The organism is Halobacterium noricense (assembly GCF_021233435.1).
GTDB classification, from domain to species: domain Archaea; phylum Halobacteriota; class Halobacteria; order Halobacteriales; family Halobacteriaceae; genus Halobacterium; species Halobacterium noricense.
Genome location: NZ_CP089468.1, coordinates 834,640 through 854,907, shown reverse-complemented (window position 1 = coordinate 854,907; position 20,268 = coordinate 834,640). Strand labels below are relative to the sequence as shown.

General features: G+C 67.7%; 23 protein-coding genes and 1 pseudogene. 18 read left to right on the top strand and 6 right to left on the bottom strand.

Annotated elements, in window-relative coordinates; all coding sequences use genetic code 11:
• Positions 1-18: 18 nt before the first annotated feature.
• The 7 genes from LT974_RS04785 (at position 19) to LT974_RS04755 (ending at position 5,412) form a co-directional block, all read left to right on the top strand.
• On the top strand, positions 19-810 hold the full coding sequence (locus tag LT974_RS04785; RefSeq protein WP_232589540.1) for a class I fructose-bisphosphate aldolase: 792 nt from the start codon (positions 19-21) through the stop codon (positions 808-810).
• On the top strand, positions 810-1,655 hold the full coding sequence (locus tag LT974_RS04780) for a class 1 fructose-bisphosphatase (RefSeq protein ID WP_232589539.1): 846 nt from the start codon (positions 810-812) through the stop codon (positions 1,653-1,655). The genes LT974_RS04785 and LT974_RS04780 overlap by 1 nt, the downstream gene beginning before the upstream one ends.
• A gap of 29 nt (positions 1,656-1,684) precedes the next feature.
• On the top strand, positions 1,685-2,374 hold the full coding sequence (locus LT974_RS04775) for an SOS response-associated peptidase (protein WP_232589538.1): 690 nt from the start codon (positions 1,685-1,687) through the stop codon (positions 2,372-2,374).
• A 258-nt stretch (positions 2,375-2,632) separates the two neighbouring features.
• Positions 2,633-3,400, top strand: a complete 768-nt coding sequence (locus tag LT974_RS04770) for a helix-turn-helix transcriptional regulator (RefSeq protein WP_232589536.1) — start codon at positions 2,633-2,635, stop codon at positions 3,398-3,400.
• A 121-nt stretch (positions 3,401-3,521) separates the two neighbouring features.
• Entirely contained in the window at positions 3,522-3,938 is a 417-nt protein-coding gene (locus tag LT974_RS04765) for a DoxX family protein (protein WP_232589535.1), read from the top strand.
• Between the two features lie 62 nt (positions 3,939-4,000).
• Positions 4,001-4,978 carry an aldo/keto reductase gene (locus tag LT974_RS04760; RefSeq protein ID WP_232589534.1) on the top strand — a complete coding sequence of 326 codons (978 nt, stop codon included), beginning with the start codon at positions 4,001-4,003 and terminating at the stop codon, positions 4,976-4,978.
• A gap of 2 nt (positions 4,979-4,980) precedes the next feature.
• A complete protein-coding gene (locus tag LT974_RS04755; RefSeq protein ID WP_232589533.1) occupies positions 4,981-5,412 on the top strand; it encodes a GIY-YIG nuclease family protein in 432 nt (143 codons plus the stop codon).
• A 921-nt stretch (positions 5,413-6,333) separates the two neighbouring features.
• On the opposite strand, the gene LT974_RS04750 is transcribed toward LT974_RS04755, so the two are convergent.
• Positions 6,334-6,990, bottom strand: coding sequence for an RAD55 family ATPase (locus LT974_RS04750; protein WP_232589532.1), 657 nt, complete (start codon positions 6,988-6,990; stop codon positions 6,334-6,336).
• A 200-nt stretch (positions 6,991-7,190) separates the two neighbouring features.
• Complete coding sequence (locus tag LT974_RS04745; RefSeq protein WP_232589531.1) at positions 7,191-8,834, bottom strand: potassium channel family protein; 1,644 nt, start codon at positions 8,832-8,834, stop codon at positions 7,191-7,193.
• Positions 8,835-8,904: 70 nt separating this feature from the next.
• Between LT974_RS04745 and LT974_RS04740 the strand changes: the two genes are divergently transcribed.
• The 5 genes from LT974_RS04740 (at position 8,905) to LT974_RS04720 (ending at position 13,108) form a co-directional block, all read left to right on the top strand.
• Positions 8,905-9,321, top strand: a complete 417-nt coding sequence (locus tag LT974_RS04740) for a DUF4149 domain-containing protein (protein ID WP_232589530.1) — start codon at positions 8,905-8,907, stop codon at positions 9,319-9,321.
• A gap of 109 nt (positions 9,322-9,430) precedes the next feature.
• Positions 9,431-12,022 (top strand): heavy metal translocating P-type ATPase, encoded by a 2,592-nt coding sequence (locus LT974_RS04735; RefSeq protein WP_232589529.1) that lies wholly within the window; start codon positions 9,431-9,433, stop codon positions 12,020-12,022.
• 80 nt (positions 12,023-12,102) lie between these two features.
• A complete protein-coding gene (locus LT974_RS04730; RefSeq protein ID WP_232589527.1) occupies positions 12,103-12,306 on the top strand; it encodes a heavy-metal-associated domain-containing protein in 204 nt (67 codons plus the stop codon).
• A gap of 55 nt (positions 12,307-12,361) precedes the next feature.
• On the top strand, positions 12,362-12,664 hold the full coding sequence (locus tag LT974_RS04725) for an archaellum operon transcriptional activator EarA family protein (protein WP_232589526.1): 303 nt from the start codon (positions 12,362-12,364) through the stop codon (positions 12,662-12,664).
• 150 nt (positions 12,665-12,814) lie between these two features.
• On the top strand, positions 12,815-13,108 hold the full coding sequence (locus tag LT974_RS04720) for a MarR family transcriptional regulator (RefSeq protein WP_232589525.1): 294 nt from the start codon (positions 12,815-12,817) through the stop codon (positions 13,106-13,108).
• Between the two features lie 65 nt (positions 13,109-13,173).
• Here LT974_RS04720 and LT974_RS04715 read toward each other — a convergent pair whose 3' ends face one another.
• The 3 genes from LT974_RS04715 to LT974_RS04705 form a co-directional block, all read right to left on the bottom strand.
• Positions 13,174-13,545: a winged helix-turn-helix transcriptional regulator gene (locus tag LT974_RS04715; protein ID WP_232589524.1), complete on the bottom strand. Its 372-nt coding sequence runs from the start codon at positions 13,543-13,545 to the stop codon at positions 13,174-13,176.
• Between the two features lie 110 nt (positions 13,546-13,655).
• Positions 13,656-13,925, bottom strand: coding sequence for a hypothetical protein (locus tag LT974_RS04710; protein ID WP_232589523.1), 270 nt, complete (start codon positions 13,923-13,925; stop codon positions 13,656-13,658).
• Between the two features lie 55 nt (positions 13,926-13,980).
• The gene (locus tag LT974_RS04705; RefSeq protein ID WP_232589522.1) at positions 13,981-15,495 is read right to left on the bottom strand and encodes a cryptochrome/photolyase family protein; all 1,515 of its coding nucleotides are present in this window, start codon (positions 15,493-15,495) and stop codon (positions 13,981-13,983) included.
• Positions 15,496-15,594: 99 nt separating this feature from the next.
• On the opposite strand from LT974_RS04705, the gene LT974_RS04700 reads away from it, so the two are divergent.
• The 6 genes and pseudogenes from LT974_RS04700 to LT974_RS04675 form a co-directional block, all read left to right on the top strand.
• Positions 15,595-16,416, top strand: coding sequence for a hypothetical protein (locus tag LT974_RS04700; protein ID WP_232589521.1), 822 nt, complete (start codon positions 15,595-15,597; stop codon positions 16,414-16,416).
• A gap of 25 nt (positions 16,417-16,441) precedes the next feature.
• A complete protein-coding gene (locus LT974_RS04695; RefSeq protein ID WP_232589520.1) occupies positions 16,442-17,059 on the top strand; it encodes a uracil-DNA glycosylase family protein in 618 nt (205 codons plus the stop codon).
• A gap of 44 nt (positions 17,060-17,103) precedes the next feature.
• Positions 17,104-18,051: an MBL fold metallo-hydrolase gene (locus LT974_RS04690; protein ID WP_232589518.1), complete on the top strand. Its 948-nt coding sequence runs from the start codon at positions 17,104-17,106 to the stop codon at positions 18,049-18,051.
• A 52-nt stretch (positions 18,052-18,103) separates the two neighbouring features.
• On the top strand, positions 18,104-18,673 hold the full coding sequence (locus LT974_RS04685) for a thioredoxin family protein (RefSeq protein ID WP_232589517.1): 570 nt from the start codon (positions 18,104-18,106) through the stop codon (positions 18,671-18,673).
• A gap of 107 nt (positions 18,674-18,780) precedes the next feature.
• Positions 18,781-19,434 carry an O-methyltransferase gene (locus LT974_RS04680; protein WP_232589516.1) on the top strand — a complete coding sequence of 218 codons (654 nt, stop codon included), beginning with the start codon at positions 18,781-18,783 and terminating at the stop codon, positions 19,432-19,434.
• A gap of 224 nt (positions 19,435-19,658) precedes the next feature.
• Positions 19,659-19,790, top strand: a pseudogene (locus LT974_RS04675) (tautomerase); the annotation flags it as partial.
• Here the strand turns inward: LT974_RS04675 and bcp are convergent.
• Positions 19,787-20,242: a thioredoxin-dependent thiol peroxidase gene (gene bcp, locus LT974_RS04670; RefSeq protein WP_232589514.1), complete on the bottom strand. Its 456-nt coding sequence runs from the start codon at positions 20,240-20,242 to the stop codon at positions 19,787-19,789. The pseudogene LT974_RS04675 and the gene bcp overlap by 4 nt on opposite strands.
• Positions 20,243-20,268: the final 26 nt, after the last annotated feature.

The following is a 20,268-nucleotide window of genomic DNA, read 5'->3' as shown; positions in this document are numbered from 1 at the left end:
TCGCCGCACGTGCAGTTGATGCGTCCCTTCGAGGACTCTCCGATTTCGCGCGACGGGAAGGTACTGATTCTCGCGTACGACCACGGGCTCGAACACGGCCCGGTGGACTTCGAGGAAGTGCCCGAGACGATGGACCCCGGGAACGTCTGGGACATCGCCACCCACGACGCGGTGTCGGCGATGGCCGTCCAGAAGGGCATCGCCGAGGCGTACTACCCCTCCTACGAGGACGACGTGAACCTCCTCGCGAAGCTCAACGGCACGTCGAACCTCTGGATGGGCGAGCCCGACTCGGCGGTGAACTGGTCCGTCGACTACGCCGCGGAGCTCGGCGCGGAAGCCATCGGCTTCACGCTGTACGGCGGCTCGAACAACGAAATCGAGATGGCCGAGGAGTTCCGGCAGGCCCAGGAGGCCGCGCGGGACTACGACCTCCCAGTCGTGATGTGGTCGTACCCGCGTGGGCAGGGCCTCAAGAACGACACGTCGCCGGACACCATCGCGTACGCGGCGCGGCAGGCGCTGGAACTCGGCGCGGACGTCGCGAAGGTGAAGTACCCGGGGAGCACGGACGCGATGTCGTTCGCCGTCGACATGGCGGGGCCGACGGACGTCGTGATGTCCGGCGGGTCGAAGACCAGCGACCGCGAGTTCCTCGAAAACGTGAAAGGCGCCGTCGACGCCGGCGCGAAGGGGCTGGCGGTCGGGCGCAACGTCTGGCAGCGCGAGGAACCCGAACCGTTCCTCGACGCGCTCGAAGCGGTCATCTACGAGGAGACGAGCGTCGACGAAGCCCTCGACCGAATCTGATGGTCGTCGAGGCAGTCTTCGACGTCGTCGCCGACGCCGCGCCCGAGATTCGTGACGGACTTCCCGAGCGCCGCGCGAAAGCGGCGACCGAAAACGTCTCCGGCGACGTGCAACTGGAGGCCGACCTGTGGGCCGACGACCTGCTATTCGAGCGGTTCGCCGGCGTCGACGGCGTGAACTGGTACGCCAGCGAGGAGCGCGACGCCCTCGAAGTCGTCGGGGACGCCGACGACGGCTACGCGGTCGCCGTCGACCCGCTGGACGGCTCCTCGAACGTGCAGTCGAACAACCCCTGTGGGACCGTCGTCGGCGTCTACGACGAGCAACTGCCCGCCTCCGGCCGGAGCCTCGTCGCCGCGGGGTTCGTGCTGTACGGCCCGATTACGACGATGACGGTCGCTCGCGACGGCGACGTCACCAAGTACCTCGTCGAGGACGACGGGCGCACGGACCTCGGACCCGTCGAGCTTCCCGACGACCCGGTCGTCTACGGATTCGGCGGGCGCGTCCCGGACTGGACCGCCGACTTCGAGTCGTTCGTCCGCGAGGTCGAGGACGAGATGAAACTCCGGTACGGCGGCGCGATGATTGCGGACGTGAACCAGGTGTTGACGTACGGCGGCATCTTCGGGTATCCCGGGCTGCAGTCCCGTCCCGAAGGAAAGCTGCGCGCGCACTTCGAGTCGATGCCCATCGCGTTCGTCGTCGAGCAGGCCGGTGGCGCGTCAAGCGACGGCTCGCAGTCGCTGCTCGACGTCGAACCAGACAGCCTCCACGAGCGCGTGCCGATGTTCGTCGGGAACCAGTCAGTCATCGACAACCTCGAAGCCGCGCTACCGGACTGACTTTTACCGTCCGGTCCCTCTGCCCGGGTATGTGTGGCCGGTACGCGCTGTTCAGCGACCCGGAAAACCTCGCCGCGGAATTCGGCTTGGACGACGCCAGCTACGAGGCGACGTACAACGCCGCGCCCTCAGAGGAGTTGCCGGTGCTTCTGGACGACGAACCAACGTCATTTTCGACGGCGCGCTGGGGGCTGGTGCCGTCGTGGTCCGAGGGCCCGAAGGACGGCCCCGACCCAATCAACGCTCGCGCGGAGACGCTGACCGAGCGCCGACTGTTCTCGGAGGCGTACCGGCAACGGCGGTGCCTGGTACCCGCTGACGGCTTCTACGAGTGGATCGAGACCGGCGACGGCAAGCAGCCGTACTTCGTCTCGCGGGCCGACGGCCGGTCGCTCCTGCTGGCGGGGTTGTGGGAGACGTGGACGCCCGAGCAGAAACAGACCGGGCTCGGTGAATTCGGGGGCGACGGCCCGAGCCGGGACGCCGAACCGGTGCGGTCGTTCACCGTCGTCACCACCGAACCCAACGACTTCCTCGCGGACTACCACCACCGGATGGCGGTCGTGCTCGACACGGAGACGGGCGAGCGGTGGCTGTCCGCGGACGACCCCAGCGACCTCCTCGAACCGAGCGACGTCGAGTTGCAGGCGTGGCCAGTGTCACAGGCGGTCAACAATCCGGCGAACGACCGGCCGGAACTCGTCGAGTCCGTCGCGTAGCTGTTCGGAATCGAGAATACGGGACGCGCACCGCGGCTACGGGATGTTCTGTCGTCGCTCCGGTAGCCGCCGGCGAACCGCCGGCGGCGTGGAGCATGTCAGAGGCACAGCCGGTGTTCGTACACCAGCACCCAACTGTCGATACCCGGAGGCCTTCACGTTACCGCTTGCACGTCTGCCCGGGAAGCGAGAAGAACTCATAATCCTCCCGGTTATTTATATACTCGTGGTCGGTAAAGCTACTCGTCCGGTGACACGATGACCGAGGCCGACGACGCCGTCGCGTTGCTCGCCCAGCGCGCGGAGCTGTTGCGCTCGCTCCGGGACGACCCTCGCGGGAAGCAAGAGCTCGCGGCGGCACAGTCGGTCTCCCGGTCGACCGTCGACCGCGCGGTGCGCACTCTCGAAGCACGCGGGTTCGTCGCCCGCGACGACGCCGTCTCGCTCACACTCCGCGGACGGCTCGCGCTCGACGCCTACGACGAGTTCGTGGACCTCCTCGACGCACTCGACGCCGCTGGCGACCTGCTGGACGTGTTGCTCGCAGACGCGACAATCGGCGGCGCGCTGCTGCGCGGCGCGGACGTCGTGCAGTCGAACCCAATCGCACCACAACGCCCCTACGTCGCGTACCAGTCGATCGTCGAGGACGCGACCGCGATTCGGGGCTTCGCACCGGTCGTCCTCGACGAGAACGTCGCCCAGTTCCGCGACCGGATTGTGGACGGAGAAGCACCCGTCGACCTCACCGTCGCGCCCGCGGCGCTGGACGAACTCGTCTCCTCGCACGCCGACGCCGTCGAGGAGTCGCTCGACACCGGCCGGTTGACGCTCCGGAAGGCGACGACGGAGCTAGACTACGGGCTCGTGCTCGCCGAGCAGCCCGAACGGACGGTCGTCTGCGCGCTCGTCTTCGACGACCACGGGCTCGCCGGCATCGTCGAGAACGACGAGCGCCACGCTGTCGAGTGGGCCGACAGCGTCTACGAGCGGATTCGCGCGGCCGCCGAGTTGCTTCACGGATAGGAGCGGTTTCGTCTCGTATCCGGATTGCAGACCGAAAGTAGGTGACACGCGCGGCTACAACTGGTTTCAGTCGGACGGGTCTGCTCCCAGACATGTCGCACAACACAGGGGGTGAGCGGTCGTGGCGATAACCGGTACCGCTGCAGTGTTCCTGCTGGTGGGCCGCGTACTGTTCGGCGGCCTCATCGCGTTCCAGGGCGTCAACCACTTCATGAACGTCGACCAGCTCACGGGCTACGCGGACGCGAAAGGTGTGCCCGCGCCGCGCGTCGGCGTCGTCGCATCGGGCGTGATGTTGATACTCGGCGGCCTCTCCATCCTCGCCGGCGCGTACGCCACTATCGGCGCGGGCATGGTCGCGGTGTTCCTCCTCGTCACGTCGCCCGCGATTCACAACTTCTGGGCAGTGGCCGAGGAGCAGACACAGAGCGAGATGACCGACTTCATCAAGAACGGCGAACTGCTCGGCGCGGCGCTGACGTTCCTCGCGATTAGCGGCACGGAGTGGGAGTACGCGGTTGGGGTCGGCCTCTTCTGAGGCTCCCACCCGCGACTGCCGCCGGGCGAACGACTTTGAGACACGCGGCCGACGCCTCCCGTATGGAGCACACGACACTCGGCGACACCGGGATGGAGGTCTCCCGAATCTGTCTTGGGTGTATGAGCTTCGGGTCCTCGGAGTGGCGGCCGTGGGTGCTAGACGAGGAGGACGCGCGGCCCGTCATCGAGCGCGCCATCGAGTTGGGCGTGAACTTCTTCGATACGGCGAACATGTACTCCGAGGGCGAGAGCGAGCGCATCCTCGGGAACGTGCTCGCGGACTACGACCGCGACGCGCAGGTCGTCGCCACGAAGGGGTACTTCCAGATGGACCCCGACGACCCGAACTCCGGCGGACTCTCCCGGAAGGCCGTCGAACAGGAGTTGGAGAATTCGCTGGACCGCCTCGGGATGGAGACGGTTGACCTCTACCAGACCCACCGCTGGGACTACGACACACCCATCGACGAGACGCTGGCGGCGCTCACGGACGCCGTGCGGCGCGGGAAGACGCGCTACATCGGAGCGTCCTCGCAGTGGGCTCACCAGTTCGCGGACGCGCTGCACACCAGCGACCGCGAGGACGACGAGCGGTTCGTGACGATGCAGAATCACTACAACCTCGTCTACCGGGAGGAGGAACGCGAGATGCTGCCGCTCTGCGAGAAGGAAGGTATCGGCGTGATGCCGTGGTCGCCGCTCGCGCGCGGCTACCTCACGCGGCCTCACGAGGACGTTAAAGCCACTCAGCGTGGTGCCAGCGAGAAGCGCCTCTACGAGCACCCCTACCGGGAAGGCAGCGGCCCGGAAGTCAACGAGCGCGTGCAGGAGCTCGCCGACGAGAAGGACGTGAAGATGGCCCAAATCGCGCTCGCGTGGCTGTTCCACAAGGACCGCGTGGACGCGCCCATCGTCGGCACGACGAGCATCGAACACCTGGAGGACGCCGTCGAAGCCCTCGACATCGACCTCTCGGACTCGGACATCGAGCACCTCGAAGAACCCTACGAGCCAGTGCCCGCCTCGGGCCACGAGTGAGGATGCGGCCGGGCACGTACACGCTGCTCGTGGAACTCGCGGGGCCGGCGACCGTCGAATTCGGGGCGCGCGGTGAGTACGACCTCGACGCGGGCTGGTACGCGTACACGGGCAGCGCGTTCGGGGCGGGCGGACTGACGCGCGTCGAGCGTCACCAGCGGCTCGCACGCGGCGAGTCCGACGCCCGCCACTGGCACGTCGACTACTTGCTCGGGCACCCTGAATCACGTATTCGGGAAGTCTACGTCACGGAGAACGAGGAAATCGAGTGCGAGACGGCACGTGCGCTGAACGAGGCTGGAACGCCGCTGGCGGGCTTGGGTGCGTCGGACTGCGAGTGCTCCACGCACCTCACGTTCAGTCCGGAGAGAAGAGCACTAGACAGTCAGATAGCACGGGTTCACGAAGACAAACTGCGAAAGAACCGCGGATAGAAAACGGCAGTTCGCGGAGGCTGGTAACTCGTATTTATCGAACGCCGTGGAGCGCAGTTAGATTTATCAGACACCAAGCGCAAGACTCTCTTGTCGATAACACCGCGAGGTGGGCGATGCCCCCGCATCGGAGTTAAAAGCTCCTCGCGCTCGCTGGCCATCCACTCTAAGAGGGCAGCCGGCGAGTGCAAGTGGGTGAAAGGCCACTCGCGGGCCGACGTTCTACGTGCGATATTCCGAGAGCCACTTCTCGACAGTGGCTAGTGCGTACTCCGACTCGTCGCTCCAATCCCGGAGTGCTGATTGCCATCCCCCGTTTAGAGCGTGCTCTCGAACCGCTCCAGCTGCGCAGTCTGCTGTTTGTACTCCCTTCGATTGGCTCGAAATCACGGGGATGGCGTCGAACGAAGTACCTACTTCGTTCAGAACGTCGACGACAGCCGCGGAGATGTCGTCGGACCAGACTTTATCGAACTCGAACGCACGTACCGATTCCTCGAACGAAAGAAGGAGCGCAGCATAGCGCCGGTCACGAAGCTCGTCGGTCGAACGTGCATCCTGGTCTCATCGTACAGAGCATAGCTGTGCCGCATCCGGTCGAAATCGCTCCGTTCAGCGACGGCGTAGGCGACCTGTACGCGACGGTCGGACACAGATTCGAGAAACCGTCGTTTCTCCACGTCGACTAGGTCGTTCCACTTCGCTTCTTTCATCGAGTCGCTAAGCCGTATCGTACGACCGGCACAGGCCCCACACGCAGTTCGTTCGCCAGCAGCGACAGCGAGCACGAAATATGGCTCGTTTCCCGAGAGGAGGTTTCGGAAATTCCCAGATTCGTCACCGAAAGCCGGCATCTGTTCGCAGAGGTGCTCGGCGCATGTTTAGTTCGTTCGACTGCAACGGCGGCGAAAGAACCGTTGCTCACTCCACGACGGTCCACTCGGTCGGCGTGTCGGTGACGCCACGCACGCGGACTTCGCGGTCGCCGTCGTCAGTCAGCCGGACGTCGATAACGCCGTCGAACAGCTGGCTGATGGTGTTGATGGTCTGGTCGTCGTGGCTCTCCGGGTCGACAGAGAACACGCCCAGCCAGCCCTGTGACTGTATCTGGCTCGTGAACACGTGGAGGAACCGGAAGAGCCGCTGGAGGTCGACGTACATCAACAGGGGGGACAGCGAGTCGAAGCCCACGCGAAGCCGGTCGACGCCCGCGCCGCCGGCGCTGCGCGCGACTTCCGAGAACTCGATGCCCATCCCCGTCAGGTCGCCCGGTGAGGAGACGTAGTGGGTGTTGTCGCCGTTCGTAGCGCTGCCGCTCTGTGCGCTGACGCAGTCGATGATGCGGAGGAACCGGGGCTCCGCGCCGACCGCGTCGGCGTACTCGGTGGCCACCTCCTCTGCCGGGTCGCGGGCCGTCACGATGACGGAACCATCGCCGTCGGCCTCGCCGCGCGCCAGCAGCGACAGGAGGAGCTCGCGCTTACCGGACATCGCCGGGCCGCTCAACAGGAGGTTCGTGCCGTCGTCGAACCCCGAAACGAGCCCGGTGGGGAGTACCCCATCGACGTTGTACGTCATTTGTACGGGCGAAACCGACATCGCTTCGGCCTGTTCCGCTGGCCGATAGTTGTACGGAGACACATAAGTATGTGCGGGATAGCGGGGCCTACGCCGGTTTCAATCGGCGGATAGCCGCCCCGCAGCGTCCGTACGCCCGCGTCTGGTCGTGCGCGCTCGCCGACAAAATATCACTTCAATGGCGTTGCTCGCGTGCGTGGTCACGGGGGGCCAACATGCACGCCCGCGACCTCGTTGAACCGCGCGACGTCCGCGTCCGCGCCCACCACGACGAGCGCGTCCCCCTCGCGAATCCGGAAGTCGGCGTCGGGCTGGGAGACGACGTCGCCGTTGCGCTGGACCGCGACCACCGTACACCCGGTGCGAGCGCGGACGTCCGCCTCCGCGAGCGTCTGTCCGACGAGCGCCGGTGCCTCGGTGCGCACGACGTCGATTTGCTTGTCGAGGGCCATCACGTCCTCGTCGAGGATGGTCTGGGCGAGCATCCGGCCGGCGACGGTCGCCAGCGACAGCACGTAGTCCGCGCCCGCCGCGTAGAGCTTCCGGGCGCTCTCGGTGTCGTTCGCCCGGCAGAGAATCTCCACGCGCTCGCTCTCTTCACGGGCGACGAGCGTGGCGAACACCGTCGACGTGTCGTCGCCGAGCGCGAGCACGAGCGCGGTCGCGTCCTCGATGCCCGCGGTGCGCAGCGTCCCGCCCTCCGTTGCATCCCCAACGATGTCCACGCCGGGGCGGTCCTCGATGTCCACGACCGTCGTGTCGATGTCTTCCTCGTCGAGCACCTCGCGGACGGTCGACCCGACCTCGCCGTACCCCGCGACGACGACGTACTCGTCGCCCTGTTCGTCGGTGGGCGCGAGCGTGCGCTCCTCGAAGGCTTCGAGGTCGTCCTCGCGGCCGGCGACCAGCAACACGGTGTTGCGCGTGAGCTCGCGGTCGGGGTCCGGGGAGCCGACGAACTCGCCCGCGAACCACGCGCCGACCGCGTTCACGCCGCCGGGTTCGAGCAGGTCAGTCTCGCGGAGCGTGGCACGGTCGAGGTCGCTGCCGTACTGGACGGGCATCTCCACGACCTCGAAGTTCTCGCCGATTTCGACCGCGTCTCCGAGCCGGGACGTGATGCTGGTCGTGACGTTGCGCGCGAGGCTCCGGCCGAGAATCTCCCGCGGCCCGAGCACGCGGTCCGCGCCCGCGTACCGGAGGTACTCCGCCAGCGACGGGTCCTCCACGAAACAGACCGTCTGGACGTTGGGCGCGAGGTCGCCGACGGTCAACGCGATGGTGGCGTTGCGCTCGTCGCTCTCGTCGAGGACGACCGTGCGGGCGTCCGCGACGTTCGCGCGTTCGAGGCCGCGCTCGGTCTCCGGGTCGCCGTGGACCGCGCGCCAGCCGTCCTCGTACAGCGAGAGCGCGGTCTCGCGGTCGTCGGTGAGGACGACGTACTCGACGCCCTGCGCGTCCAGTTCCGCGGCGAGCGTCTCGTCGCGCGCCCCGAACCCGCAGATGACGACGTGGTCTTCGAGGTCGACGCTGTGGGGCGGCTCGACCTCCAGGCGCTCCTCTATCCACGGCACGACGAACAGCGGCAGCGTCAGGAAGATGAGGAAGACGCCGCTGAGCTGCATCACGACAACCGTAATCAGCATCACGTTCGACGTCCACGGCGCGTACTCGCCGTACCCAGTGGTGGTGAACGTCTGCCCGACGAACTGGAGGGACTCGACGTAGGTCAGTTCGCGGCCCTCGAAGAACGCCATCCCGTGCTTGAACGCGACGGTGTACGTCGCTGCGACGGCCACGAGGAGGCCGGCGTACGCGAGCACGCGGCGCTCCTGTCTCGACATCGCTGTGAGCTACCCGCGCACTGGACTTAAAACCCGAACGTTGAGAGGGCTGGCCACCGAGGTGGTGGACATGAGTCTCGGCTCCCTCGTCGTGCACGCCGCGCTCGGCATGTGGCTCGGCAGCATCGTCTTCTTCTCGTTCGTCGCCGCGCCCGCGCTGTTCGACGAACTCGGCGAGGAGCGCGCCGGCGACGCGGTCAACGTCGTCTTCCCGCGCTACTACTCGTTCGGCATCTGGATGGGCACAATCGTACTCGTCGTGTGGGCGCTCGGACCCACCGTCGCCGACGTCGCCGAGCCAGCCCTCGTCGCGGACGTCGGCGTCGTGGCGGCGTTCCTCGCGAACCTCTACGCGCGCTATCAGTTGATTCCGAAGATGGAGGCTGCCGGCTCCGACGCGTTCGCGCGCTACCACAAGCAGTCCGTCGGCCTCAACCTCGTCGCGCTCGCTGGCCTCGCCGCCGCGTTCGCCGTCCTTCACCTGTGAGTTGCGTAGCATCCCCGGCCAGTCGTTTTGGATTCGAAGGTACGACTCGTTCTGTAGTTTGCTTCCGAAGGGGGAATTCGCTTGAACGAGTAGACCGTACTAGCACGTAATGACAGAGCGCCGAATCCACATCGACGTCTCGGGGATGACGTGCGCGAACTGCGCGTCGACCGTGGCGGACGCGGTCACCGCCCTCGACGGCGTCCACGACGCCGACGTGAACTTCGCGACGGACGGCGGCACCGTCGAGTACGACCCCGACGAGGCGTCGCTGGCCGGCATCTACGCGGCCATCGAGGACGCCGGCTACGACCCCGTCGACGACGACCGGGCGATTTCCGTGACGGACATGTCGTGTGCGAACTGCGCGACGACCATCGAGGACGCCGTCGGCGACGTAGCAGGCGTTATCTCGGTGGACGCGAACTACGCCACCGACGAGGTCAGCGTCCGCTACAACCCCGCGGAGGTGGACTTCGACGACGTCTACGCGGCCATCGAAGACGCTGGCTACACGCCCGTCCACGAGGAGAGCGGGGAGGACAGCGAGAGCACGGAGGATAGTCGGAGCGCTGCCGACGCGGCGCGTGAGGCCGAGACCCGCCGCCAGCGCAACCTCACGCTGTTCGGCGCGCTGCTGTCCGTGCCGCTGTTGTTCTTCGTCGTGGAGACCCACCTCCTCGGCGGGGGTATCCTCCCGGAGACCGTCTTCGGCGCGCGCTTCGGCTGGGTGGAGTTCCTGCTCGCGACGCCGGTCTACGCGGTTCTCGGCCGCGAGTTCCTGGAAAATTCCTACAAGGCGCTGGTGAAGAATCGGACCGCGAACATGGACGTGCTCATCGCGCTCGGCTCGACGACCGCGTACGGCTACTCCGTCGTCGCGCTGCTCGGTATCCTCCCGGAGGCGGGGCTGTACTTCGACACGGCCGCGCTCATCCTCGTATTCATCACGCTCGGGAACTACCTCGAAGCCCGCTCGAAGAGCCAAGCCAGCGACGCCCTCCGGAAGCTCCTCGAAATGGAGGCCGACACCGCGACCGTCGTTCGCGAGGACGGTACTGAAGAAGAGATTCCGCTCTCCGAGGTCGAAGTCGGCGACCGGATGAAGGTGCGGCCCGGCGAGAAGATTCCCACGGACGGCGTAGTCGTCGAGGGCGAGTCCGCGGTCGACGAATCGATGGTGACCGGCGAATCGGTTCCAGTCTCGAAGGAATCCGGCGACGAAGTGGTCGGCTCCACCGTCAACGAGAACGGCGTGCTCGTCGTGGAGGCGACGAAGGTCGGCGAGGACACGGCCATCCAGCAAATCGTCCAGACGGTCAAGGAGGCCCAGTCCCGCCAGCCGGAGATTCAGAACGTCGCCGACCGCATCTCCGCGTACTTCGTGCCCGCGGTCATCCTCAACGCCGTCTTCTGGGCGGTCGTCTGGTACGCATTCCCCGACGCGCTCGCGGGCGTCGTCGGCGCGCTCCCGCTGTGGGGCGTCGTGGTCGGCGGGCCCGCGGCGGTGGGCGTCTTCGAGTTCAGCGTCGTCGTGTTCGCGTCGGCGGTGCTCATCGCGTGCCCCTGCGCGCTCGGGCTCGCGACGCCCGCGGCGACGATGGTCGGCACGAGCATCGGCGCGCAGAACGGCGTCCTGTTCAAGGGCGGCGACATCCTCGAACGCGTTCGGGACGTCGACACGGTCGTCTTCGACAAGACGGGCACGCTCACGACCGGCGAGATGGAACTGACCGACGTCGTTGCCATCCTGGACGACGAGCACGCGGCCCCGGACGGCGGCGCAGTGGCGGCACCCGAATCCGAAGAGGCGGACGACGAGTCGTTCGTCCTCCGGATGGCCGCAGCCGCCGAATCCGGCAGTGAGCACCCGCTCGGCCAGGCAATCGTCGAGGGCGCGCGCGAGCGCGGCGTCGACGTCGGCGACGCCGAGGAGTTCGAGAACGTCCCCGGGCAGGGCGTGAGAGCCACTGTCGACGGGCGCGAGGTGCTCGTCGGCAACCGGAAGCTCCTCGAAGACGCAGGCGTCGACGTCACGCCCGCGGAAGCCGAGATGGAGCGCCTCGAACGCGAGGGAAAGACGGCGATGCTGGTCGCCGTCGACGGCCGCGTCGCAGGCGTCGTCGCGGACGCCGACACCGTCAAGGAGAGTTCGGCGCGCGCCGTCGCGGACCTCCGCGAGCGCGGCGTCGACGTGCACGTGATTACGGGGGACAACGAACGCACCGCGCGCGCCGTCGCCGAGCAGGTCGGCGTCGACCCCGAGAACGTCCGGGCGAGCGTGCTCCCCGACGAGAAGGCGGACGCCGTCGAAGCCATTCAGGCGGACGGCACGCAGGCGATGATGGTCGGGGACGGCGTCAACGACGCGCCCGCGCTCGCGACGGCGTACGTCGGCGTCGCCATCGGCTCCGGGACGGACGTCGCCATCGAGGCCGCGGACGTCACGCTGATGCGCGACGACCCCTACGACGTCGTGAAGGCCATCCGCGTCAGCGAGGGGACGCTCTCGAAGATCAAGCAGAACCTCTTCTGGGCGCTGGGCTACAACACCGCGATGATTCCGCTGGCGTCGCTGGGGCTGCTCCAGCCGGTGCTGGCGGCGGTCGCGATGGCCATCTCCAGCGTCAGCGTGCTCACGAACAGCCTGCTGTTCAGGAGATACACGCCGGACGAGGACTATCGGCTGTTCGGGCGGTAGCGAACTCCGCAGCGACTCGTTTGGCGGCTTCGCGAGAAGCCGAAAAACCCTAGCCGGCGGACTGTGTACGTGCTGTCGACATGACGACGACACTCACCGTCGAAAGCATGGGCTGTGAGGGCTGCGAGGACATCGTCGAGAACGCGCTGTCCGGCGTGGACGGCGTCGACGAGACGAACGCGGACCGCGAGGAGGGCGTCGCAACCGTCGAGGGCGACGCCGACGTCGAGGACCTCGTGGAGTCGGTGGAGTTCGCGGGCTACGAAGCGGAGCTCGCCGACTGACTGCAGTTAACTTCCCGGCGAAATAGTTATAATTTTACGATGAGTGAGTCTGTCTATGGGACAGCGAGACGAGACGACGGGCTTCCAGCGGGACATCCTCTGCGTGCTCTGCGGGCTCGACGACCCGAAGGGCATGGAAATTCAGTCGGAACTCGAATCGTACTACGGCTCTGAGGTGTTGCACGCCCGCGTCTACCAGAACCTCGACTCGCTGGCCGAGCGCGGCCTCGTCGAGAAGGGCGAACGCGACTCCCGGACGAACTACTACCGCATCACGGACGCGGGCCGGGACGCCATCGAGAACGTCGTCGCGTGGAAGCGCACGTACACCGAAGACGTCCACGCCGACACCGTGTAGCGGTCCGGCTATCCTCGCGCTGTACCGCGTACTCGCCCGGAATAGCGTCGCGGTTCCGCGCCGCGAACCGGGGGGAGGTTACCCGATGGTAACTGGCTCACACCTCCGTTACCGAGCGCTAAAGGGGGTGGCGTCCCCAGTATGTAGTAGATGACGACGACCGACGAACTCGTTCAGGACCTACCCCCGAGTGCGAAGCTCGTGCTGAAAGTACTGGAGTACAACGGCGGACTCACGCAGAAACAGATCGTCGAGAACTCCCGGCTGTCCCAGCGCACGGTCCGGGACGCCCTCGACCGCCTCCAGGACGCCGACGTCGTGGAGAAGGACATCTACATCCCGGACGCCCGGCAGAACCTCTACCGGCTCTCCATCGACGAGAGCGAGGAGGACGCCGAGGAGCCCGCCGAGAAAGAAGCCGAAGCGGAAGCCGTTCTCGACTAGCGGTTCCTCCGGTCGTCACGTTTCGCTCCGTTCGGAGCCGCAGGTTTTTCTCCCGTTCGTGACGTTCAGACGAGCGAGGCCGCTTCTTCGTCGACCGGTTCGAGGTGTTCGTTCCCCCAGTCTTCGAGCGCGGTCACGACCGGTTTTAGGGACTCGCCGAGTTCGGTGAGCGCGTACTCCACGCGGACGGGCTTCTCGCTGACGATGGTCCGGGAGACGACCTGCTTCTCCTCCAGGTCGTCGAGGCTCTCGGAGAGCACCTTGCTGGAGATGCCGTCGACTTCCTCCTGGAGGGCGTTGAAGCCGAGCGGGCCGCGCGTGAGCAGCCGGTGGATGATGACTGGGTGCCACTTCTTCCCGACGAGGGAGGCCGTCGCGGTAATCGAACACCAGCCGTCGCCGGGACACCACGCGGGCAACTGCTCGGTATCGCTCATGACCACCAATAGGGCCGACCGCCAGTTAAGGCTACCTAACGATAGCCCGTTACGTCTCCGTAATCGGGTCCGCGGCGCGACGGCCAGCCCGCTCCCCGCCGCGACCACACTCACTCCTCGCCGCGGCCGAACGGCGAGAGCACCTTCCAGCCCGTGAGCGCGCCGATGTCGTCGACGACGTCCGCGAGCGCGCCGCGGGTGCGCTCCTCGCCGACGACCCACTCGCCGTCGCGCTCGATGGCCTCGAAGGCCCGCTCGTTCGCCTCGTCGAAGTAGATTGGGACGCCCGTCGCGTCGACGCCAGCGAGCCGCGCGCCCTCGACGTGTTCGGGAACGTCGGTGAGCGGGTCGGTCGGCGCGTCCGGATTGATGCCTGCCATAATCGGCGTGAGTGCTGCCCCGCCCATGAACGCGGTGGCCGAATCCGGCGACGGCTCAGAGGTCCCCGGATTCGGCGAGCGAACGAACTTCGTCGGCGCGCTCGCGAATCGCCGCGAGGTTGCCGGCGTCGCGCTTGTCGTCGAGGTGGCCGTACACCAGCCCCATCCGGTGGTTCGCGCGGAGGGCGTCCTCGTGGTCGGCGAGGAAGTCCCAGTAGAGGCTGTTGAACGGGCAGGCGTCGGGGCCGGTCGTGCTGTCCGGGTCGTACCGGCAGCCCGCACAGAAGTCGCTCATGCGGTCGACGTAGTTCGCGGACGCCGCGTACGGCTTCGTGGTGAACGCCGCGGTGCCAAACGATCCCATGCCGACGACGTTCGGCGTGACGACCCAGTGGTAAGCGTCCACGAACCCGCCGTAGAACCACTCGTTGAGCGCCTGCGGGCTGGCACCGTACAGCAACGCGAAGTTCGACAGCACCATCAGCCGCTCGATGTGGTGGGTGTAGCCGCGGTCGTGGACGCGCCCGACCGCAGCCCCGACGCAGGCCATCTCGGTCGCGTCCGGGTCCCAGTACAGCGGCGGCAGGTCGCGGGTCTGGTCGAGTTGGTTCGCGTCCGCCAGCGCGGGCATCTCGCGGCGGTAGACGTGGCGCACGAACTCCCGCCACCCGATGACTTGGCGGACGAACCCCTCGATGGAGTTCAGTGGAACGTCGTCGCGGTTGCGGTACGCGGCGATGGCGGCGTCCACGACTTCTCGCGGGCCGAGCAGGCCGACGTTCAGCGCCGCCGACAGCAGGCTGTGGTCGAGGTGCCAGTCGTCGGCGAGCATCGCGTCCTCGTAGGACCCGAAGTCAGCGAGCCGGTGGTCGAGGAAGTCGGCGAGTGCGCGCTCGGCGTGCTCGCGGGTCACCGGCCACCCGAACCCCTCTGGGTCGCCCCACGTGTCGAACGCCTCGGCGACCCACTCGCGGACTTCGGGGACGTGCTCGCCGTACTCGAAGTTCGGAAGTTCCGGGCTCTCGTAGTCGTCGGGCGGCGTCTCGCGGTTCTGGTCGTCGTAGTTCCACTCGCCACCCTCGGGGTCGCCGTCGACCAACAGGTAGCCCGTCTCGCGGCGCATCCAGCGGTAGAACGCCTCGTGGCTGTAGGCGTCGCCGTCGCGGTCGACGGCCCACGCGTCGAACGCCGCGGGCGAACGGAGGAACTGCTCGTTCTCGACGACGCGCAGGCTGCCGCCGCGCGCTTCGACGAGTTCCCGGAGGCGGTCGGCGGCACCGTGGGTCGCGGGCCGCTGAACCACTAATTCGTCGCCTGGGTGGGTGTCGAAGTACGCGTCGAGGCCGTCGCCGAAGGAGCCCGCGCGTTCGTAGACGACGTCCACGCCGTCCGCTCGCAGATCGTCGGCGAGGTTTCGCATCGCGGCGAAGACGAGCGTGAGCTTCTGCGGGTGGTAGCGCTGCCGGCGTGCGAACTCGCTGGCTTCCACGAAGAGGACGCGCTCGGGGTCGTCGGCGAGCGGGCCGCGCTCGCCGGAGAGCTGGTCGCCGAGCACCCAGACGGCGGTCATGGCGGGAGCGTCGGCCGCGGCCGGCAAATGTCTGTGGGCGTCCCGCCGGAGCTACTGGGACGGGAAAGTTGTTTGTCGGGGCCGGCCGATGCCGTCGGTATGCCCGAGTCCCTCCTCGACAGAGCGGCCCGCGTCGCGGGTCGCGTCGCCCCCTACGCGGTCGTCCCCGCGCTCCTGACGCTGCTCGCGTTCGACAACGTCGCCGCGACCGCCGCCAGCGATGGCGGACTCAGTGTCTCCGTGAAGTTCGCGCTCCCGACAGCCGTTCCGACGCTGTGGACGGTCTTCGACCCGCCGACGACCGGCGTCTCGTTCGTCACGCCGACGCGGCTGAGCGCGCTCCCCGTCTACCTCGTCGTCGATGCGGTGCTCACAGCGGGCTACCTCGGCGGCATCCATGACGCCGCCCACGACGTCCAGCCGGACTTCGTGGAGAACGTCGCGACGTACGCGCTGCCCGTGCTCGGCGTCCGCGTCGTCGAATTCCTGACCGTCGGTCTGTTCTCGTTCCTGCTCGTCGCTGGCGGGAACATCTTGCTCGCGTTCGTGGCGTTCCCGCTCGTGCTGTTCGCGGGCTACCTACTCTGGGGCGCGCCGTTCCTCGTGGTCGCCCGCGACCGCGGCGTCGTCGACGCGCTGGTGGAGAGCGTCGCGCTGGCGCTGGACGGCGGCCACTACCTCTACTTCTCCGTGCTGTTCGCGGTCGGCGTCGCGGTCGTCTCGCTGTTCGTCTCACCCGTGCTCGCCGCCGGTGGCTTCGGGGCCATCGTCGTAATGGCCGCCGTCATCGCGTACCCCGCGCTGGTCGCGTCGGCGGCCGCGCTGCTCGTCGTGGACGAAGTGGCCGACCAGCCGACACGCGACCAGCGAGCCCCCGACCAGCCAGCGCCCGGCAACGACGACCAGTCTCGCGGCGCTTAAGTCCCGTAGTCGCCTACGGCGCGTCGTGCAGAACGTCACGGACCGCACGAGCAACCCGTTCGGCATGCAGCCGCCCTGCGAATCGTTCGTCCCGGGGTACGGCGACGCGAACGCCGACTTCCACGTCGTCGGCGACCACCCGGGCGTCCACGGCGGCGGTGACACCGGCGTGCCGTTCACGGGAACGCCCGGTGCCGAGCGCTTCCACGGGGCGCTGACGGCCGCGGGGCTGCTCGACGACGACGGCGAGCCGGTCGAACTCTTCCTCTCGTACCTCCACGCCGGCGTGCCCGAGGGCGAACCGACGGCGCGCGGCTACACGGAGATGGAGCCGTTCTTCGACGCGGAACTGCGCGCCATCACCGCGCACGTGCTGTTGCCGGTCGGGGAGCGCGCGACCCGCCACGTCCTCGAAACGTACACCGCCATCGTCGCGGACGAGGTCGACCTCGCGGCCGTCCACGGCGAGGAACTCCACGGCAGCGGCTGGCTGGTCGTGCCCGCGCTCGACCCCGGTGAGTGGACCGCCGACGAGGAGGCCGCGTACGTCGACGCGCTGCGCGACCTCCGGGCGACGGACTACCACCGCGAGGCCGACCTCGGGCGGTTCCTCGTCGGCTCCGAATCCTACCGCGTCCGGTAGCACCAGCAGGTACGCATTTGTCGGGGTGTCGCGTACGGGGTGGTGTGCACCACATTCAGTTGTCGAACGCCGCCTTCGAGGGGCACAACAGCGTCTACCTCCTCGGAGACGGCGACGCGGACGCGCCGACGACGCTCGTCGACACGGGTGTCGCGACGACGGCGGTCGAAGCCGAACTGCGGGCCGCGCTCGACGAGCGCGGCGTCGCGTTCGCGGACGTGGACCGCGTGCTGCTCACGCACTGGCACCACGACCACGCGGGGCTCGCGGGCGCGATTCAGAACGAGAGCGACGCCACTGTCTTCGTCCACGAGGACGACGCGGACCTCCTCGCACAGCGCGGGAGCGCCCGCAGCGACCTCCACGACGCGCAGGAAGCCGCGCTCCACGACTGGGGGCTTCCCGACGACGAACGCGAGGGGCTGCTCGCGTTCAACGCCGAGCACCGCGGACTCCGCGGCGAGCCGGTCGACGTGACGGAACTCGTGGACGGCGACACTGTCAGGCTCGGCCCGTTCGAGGCCGAGGTCGTCCACCTCCCCGGCCACGCCGCCGGCCTCGTCGCGTACGTCGTCGAACGCGAGGACCGCCGCGAGGCGTTCGTCGGGGACGCGGTGCTCCCGAAGTACACGCCGAACGTCGGCGGCGCGGACGTCCGCGTCGACCGGCCGCTCGCCGAGTACCTCGACAGTTTGGAGCGCGTCGAAGCGCTCGACCTGGACCGCGCGTGGCCCGGGCACCGCGGCCCGATAATCGCGCCCACCGAACGCGCCCGCGACATCGCCGGCCACCACGAGGAGCGCACCGCCCGCGTCGAGAAAGCCGTCGCCGACCTCGCGCCCGCGACGGCGTGGGAGGTCAGCGCCGAACTGTTCGGCTCGCTGGCCGGCATCCACGTCCTCCACGGCCCCGGCGAGGCGGACGCGCACCTCGACCACCTCGTCCGCGAGGGCCTACTCGAAGCGACCGCGGACGGCTACGTGCCGGCCTGAGCGCGTGCCGCAACCCCGGCCTACTTTGCCACTCCCGGCCGTGGTTTCGAGTATGGTCGAGATGGAATCCGAGACGGAACGGGACGCCGGCGACCCCGCGCCCGACTTCCAGTTGGAGGGGACGGACGGCGAGACGTACGGCCTCGACGACTTCGCGGACTACGACGCGGTCCTGCTGGTGTTCACCTGTAACCACTGCCCGTACGCGAAGGCGAAGTTCGACGTGCTCAACGACGTCGCCGACGACTACGACGACGCCGCGGTCGTCGGCATCAATCCCAACGACGCAGAGGAGTACCCCGACGACTCCTTCGAGCGCATGCAGGAGTTAGTGGACGAGGGCACCATCCAGTACGACGCCTACCTCCGCGACGAGTCCCAGGAAGTCGCTCGCGCGTACGGCGCGGTCTGCACCCCGGACCCGTTCCTCCTGCGGAACGCCGACGACGGCTTCGAGCTCGCCTACCACGGCCGCCTCGACGACGCGCTCAATCCCAGCGACAAGCCCACGCGGCCCGGTGGCGACGTCCGCGACGCCATCGACAGCATCCTCGCCGGCGAGCCCGTCGAGACGGAATGGCAGCCCTCCCGTGGTTGCTCCATCAAGTGGACCGACGAGTAGTGGACGGGGACGGTAGTTCTTTGAGCGTCGCCCCGGCGTGACGTTTCCCGTCAGCCGGAACCGCTGACTCCGGTACGGCTATGGGCCGCGCTCCCGACGGCGCACCTATGAACCGCGTATTGAGCAACACCATCGACGCCCTCCTCGACGCCGCGAACCCCGAACCGTCCGAATTGCTCCAGGAGATGACCGCGTACGGGCGCGAGCAGAACTTCCCCATCGTTGGCCCGGACGTCGGTCAGTTCTTCCGCGTGGCGGCGACGCTCGCGGACGCCGAGCGCGTCTTCGAGTTCGGCTCGGGCTTCGGCTACTCGGCGGCGTGGTTCCGCACCGCACTCCCCGCGGACGGCGAAATCGTGCTCACGGACTACGACGAGTCGAACCTCGCGACCGCCCGGGAGTTCCTCGACCGGCAGGACGGCGCTACCGCGCACTACGAGGCTGGCGACGCGATGGCGACGTTCGAGCGCTACGGGGGTCCCTTCGACGTCGTGCTGCTGGACCACGACAAACCACAGTACGTCGACGCGTTCGAGGACGCCCGCGAGAAGCTCGCCGACGGCGGCATAATCGTCGCGGACAACGTGATGGCTGGCCCGGTCGAACCCGAGAACGTTACGGCCGCGCTCGACGGCGCGGAGCCAGTCGACGACCACACGGAGGCAATCGCGGCGTACGTCGAACACGTCCGCGACGACCCCGACTTCGAGACGGCGTTCGTGCCGCTCGGCGAGGGCATCTCGGTCAGCGTGAAAAGATAAGGTCGTGCGTTAGTCTCGGGACGCCAGCAGTGCGGCTGCGGCAATCGCAAGGGCAGCGACGGCGAGCCCGAAGCCGGGCGAATTGGCGTTCGAGTCGTCAGTCGTGTCAGCGGCCGTCGTGCCGTCGGTCGTAGACTCTGGCGTCTGTTCGTCGCCCTCGGTGGTCGGCGTGTCGTCGCTGGTGCCGGAGCCGACGGTCAGCGTCGCCGCGGTCGATGCCGATTTTCGCGACGGCCGTGATGGCCGAGGCCGCCGAGCGCTTCGGCGTCCCCGACGAGAATCTCAAAGTCGTGTTCACCGAGCACGCCGGTGTACAGATGCACGGCGTCGACCGCGTCGGCGGCGACTGGAACTAGTCGATGACCGCGAGCATTTCGTCGGCGTGCTCCTCCGGGTCGACGCCCTCGAACGCCGCGACGATGTTGCCGTCCGGCCCGACGACGTACGTGTTCCGGAAGACGCCCTCGACCTCGTTGCCGAAGACGGTCTTCTCGCCGTAGGAGTCGTAGGCGCTGGAGACCGAGCCGTCCTCGTCGCTCAACAGGTCGAACGGGAGGTCGTACTTCTGTGCGAAGTCCTTGAGGTCTTTCACGGGGTCGTCGCTGATGCCGAACACGGGGACGTCGCGCTCGGTGTACTCGTCCCAGTTGTCCCGGAAGCTACACGCTTCCGTGGTGCAGCCCGGGGTGTCGGCACGCGGGTAGAAGTAGACGACAGCATACTGGCCGTCGTAGTCCGAGAGCGCCACGGACTCGCCGTCCTGGTTCGGCAACTCGAAGTCGGGTGCGGGTTCGCCTTCCGAGAGCATACCCGCGATTCGTCCTCACCCGGTGA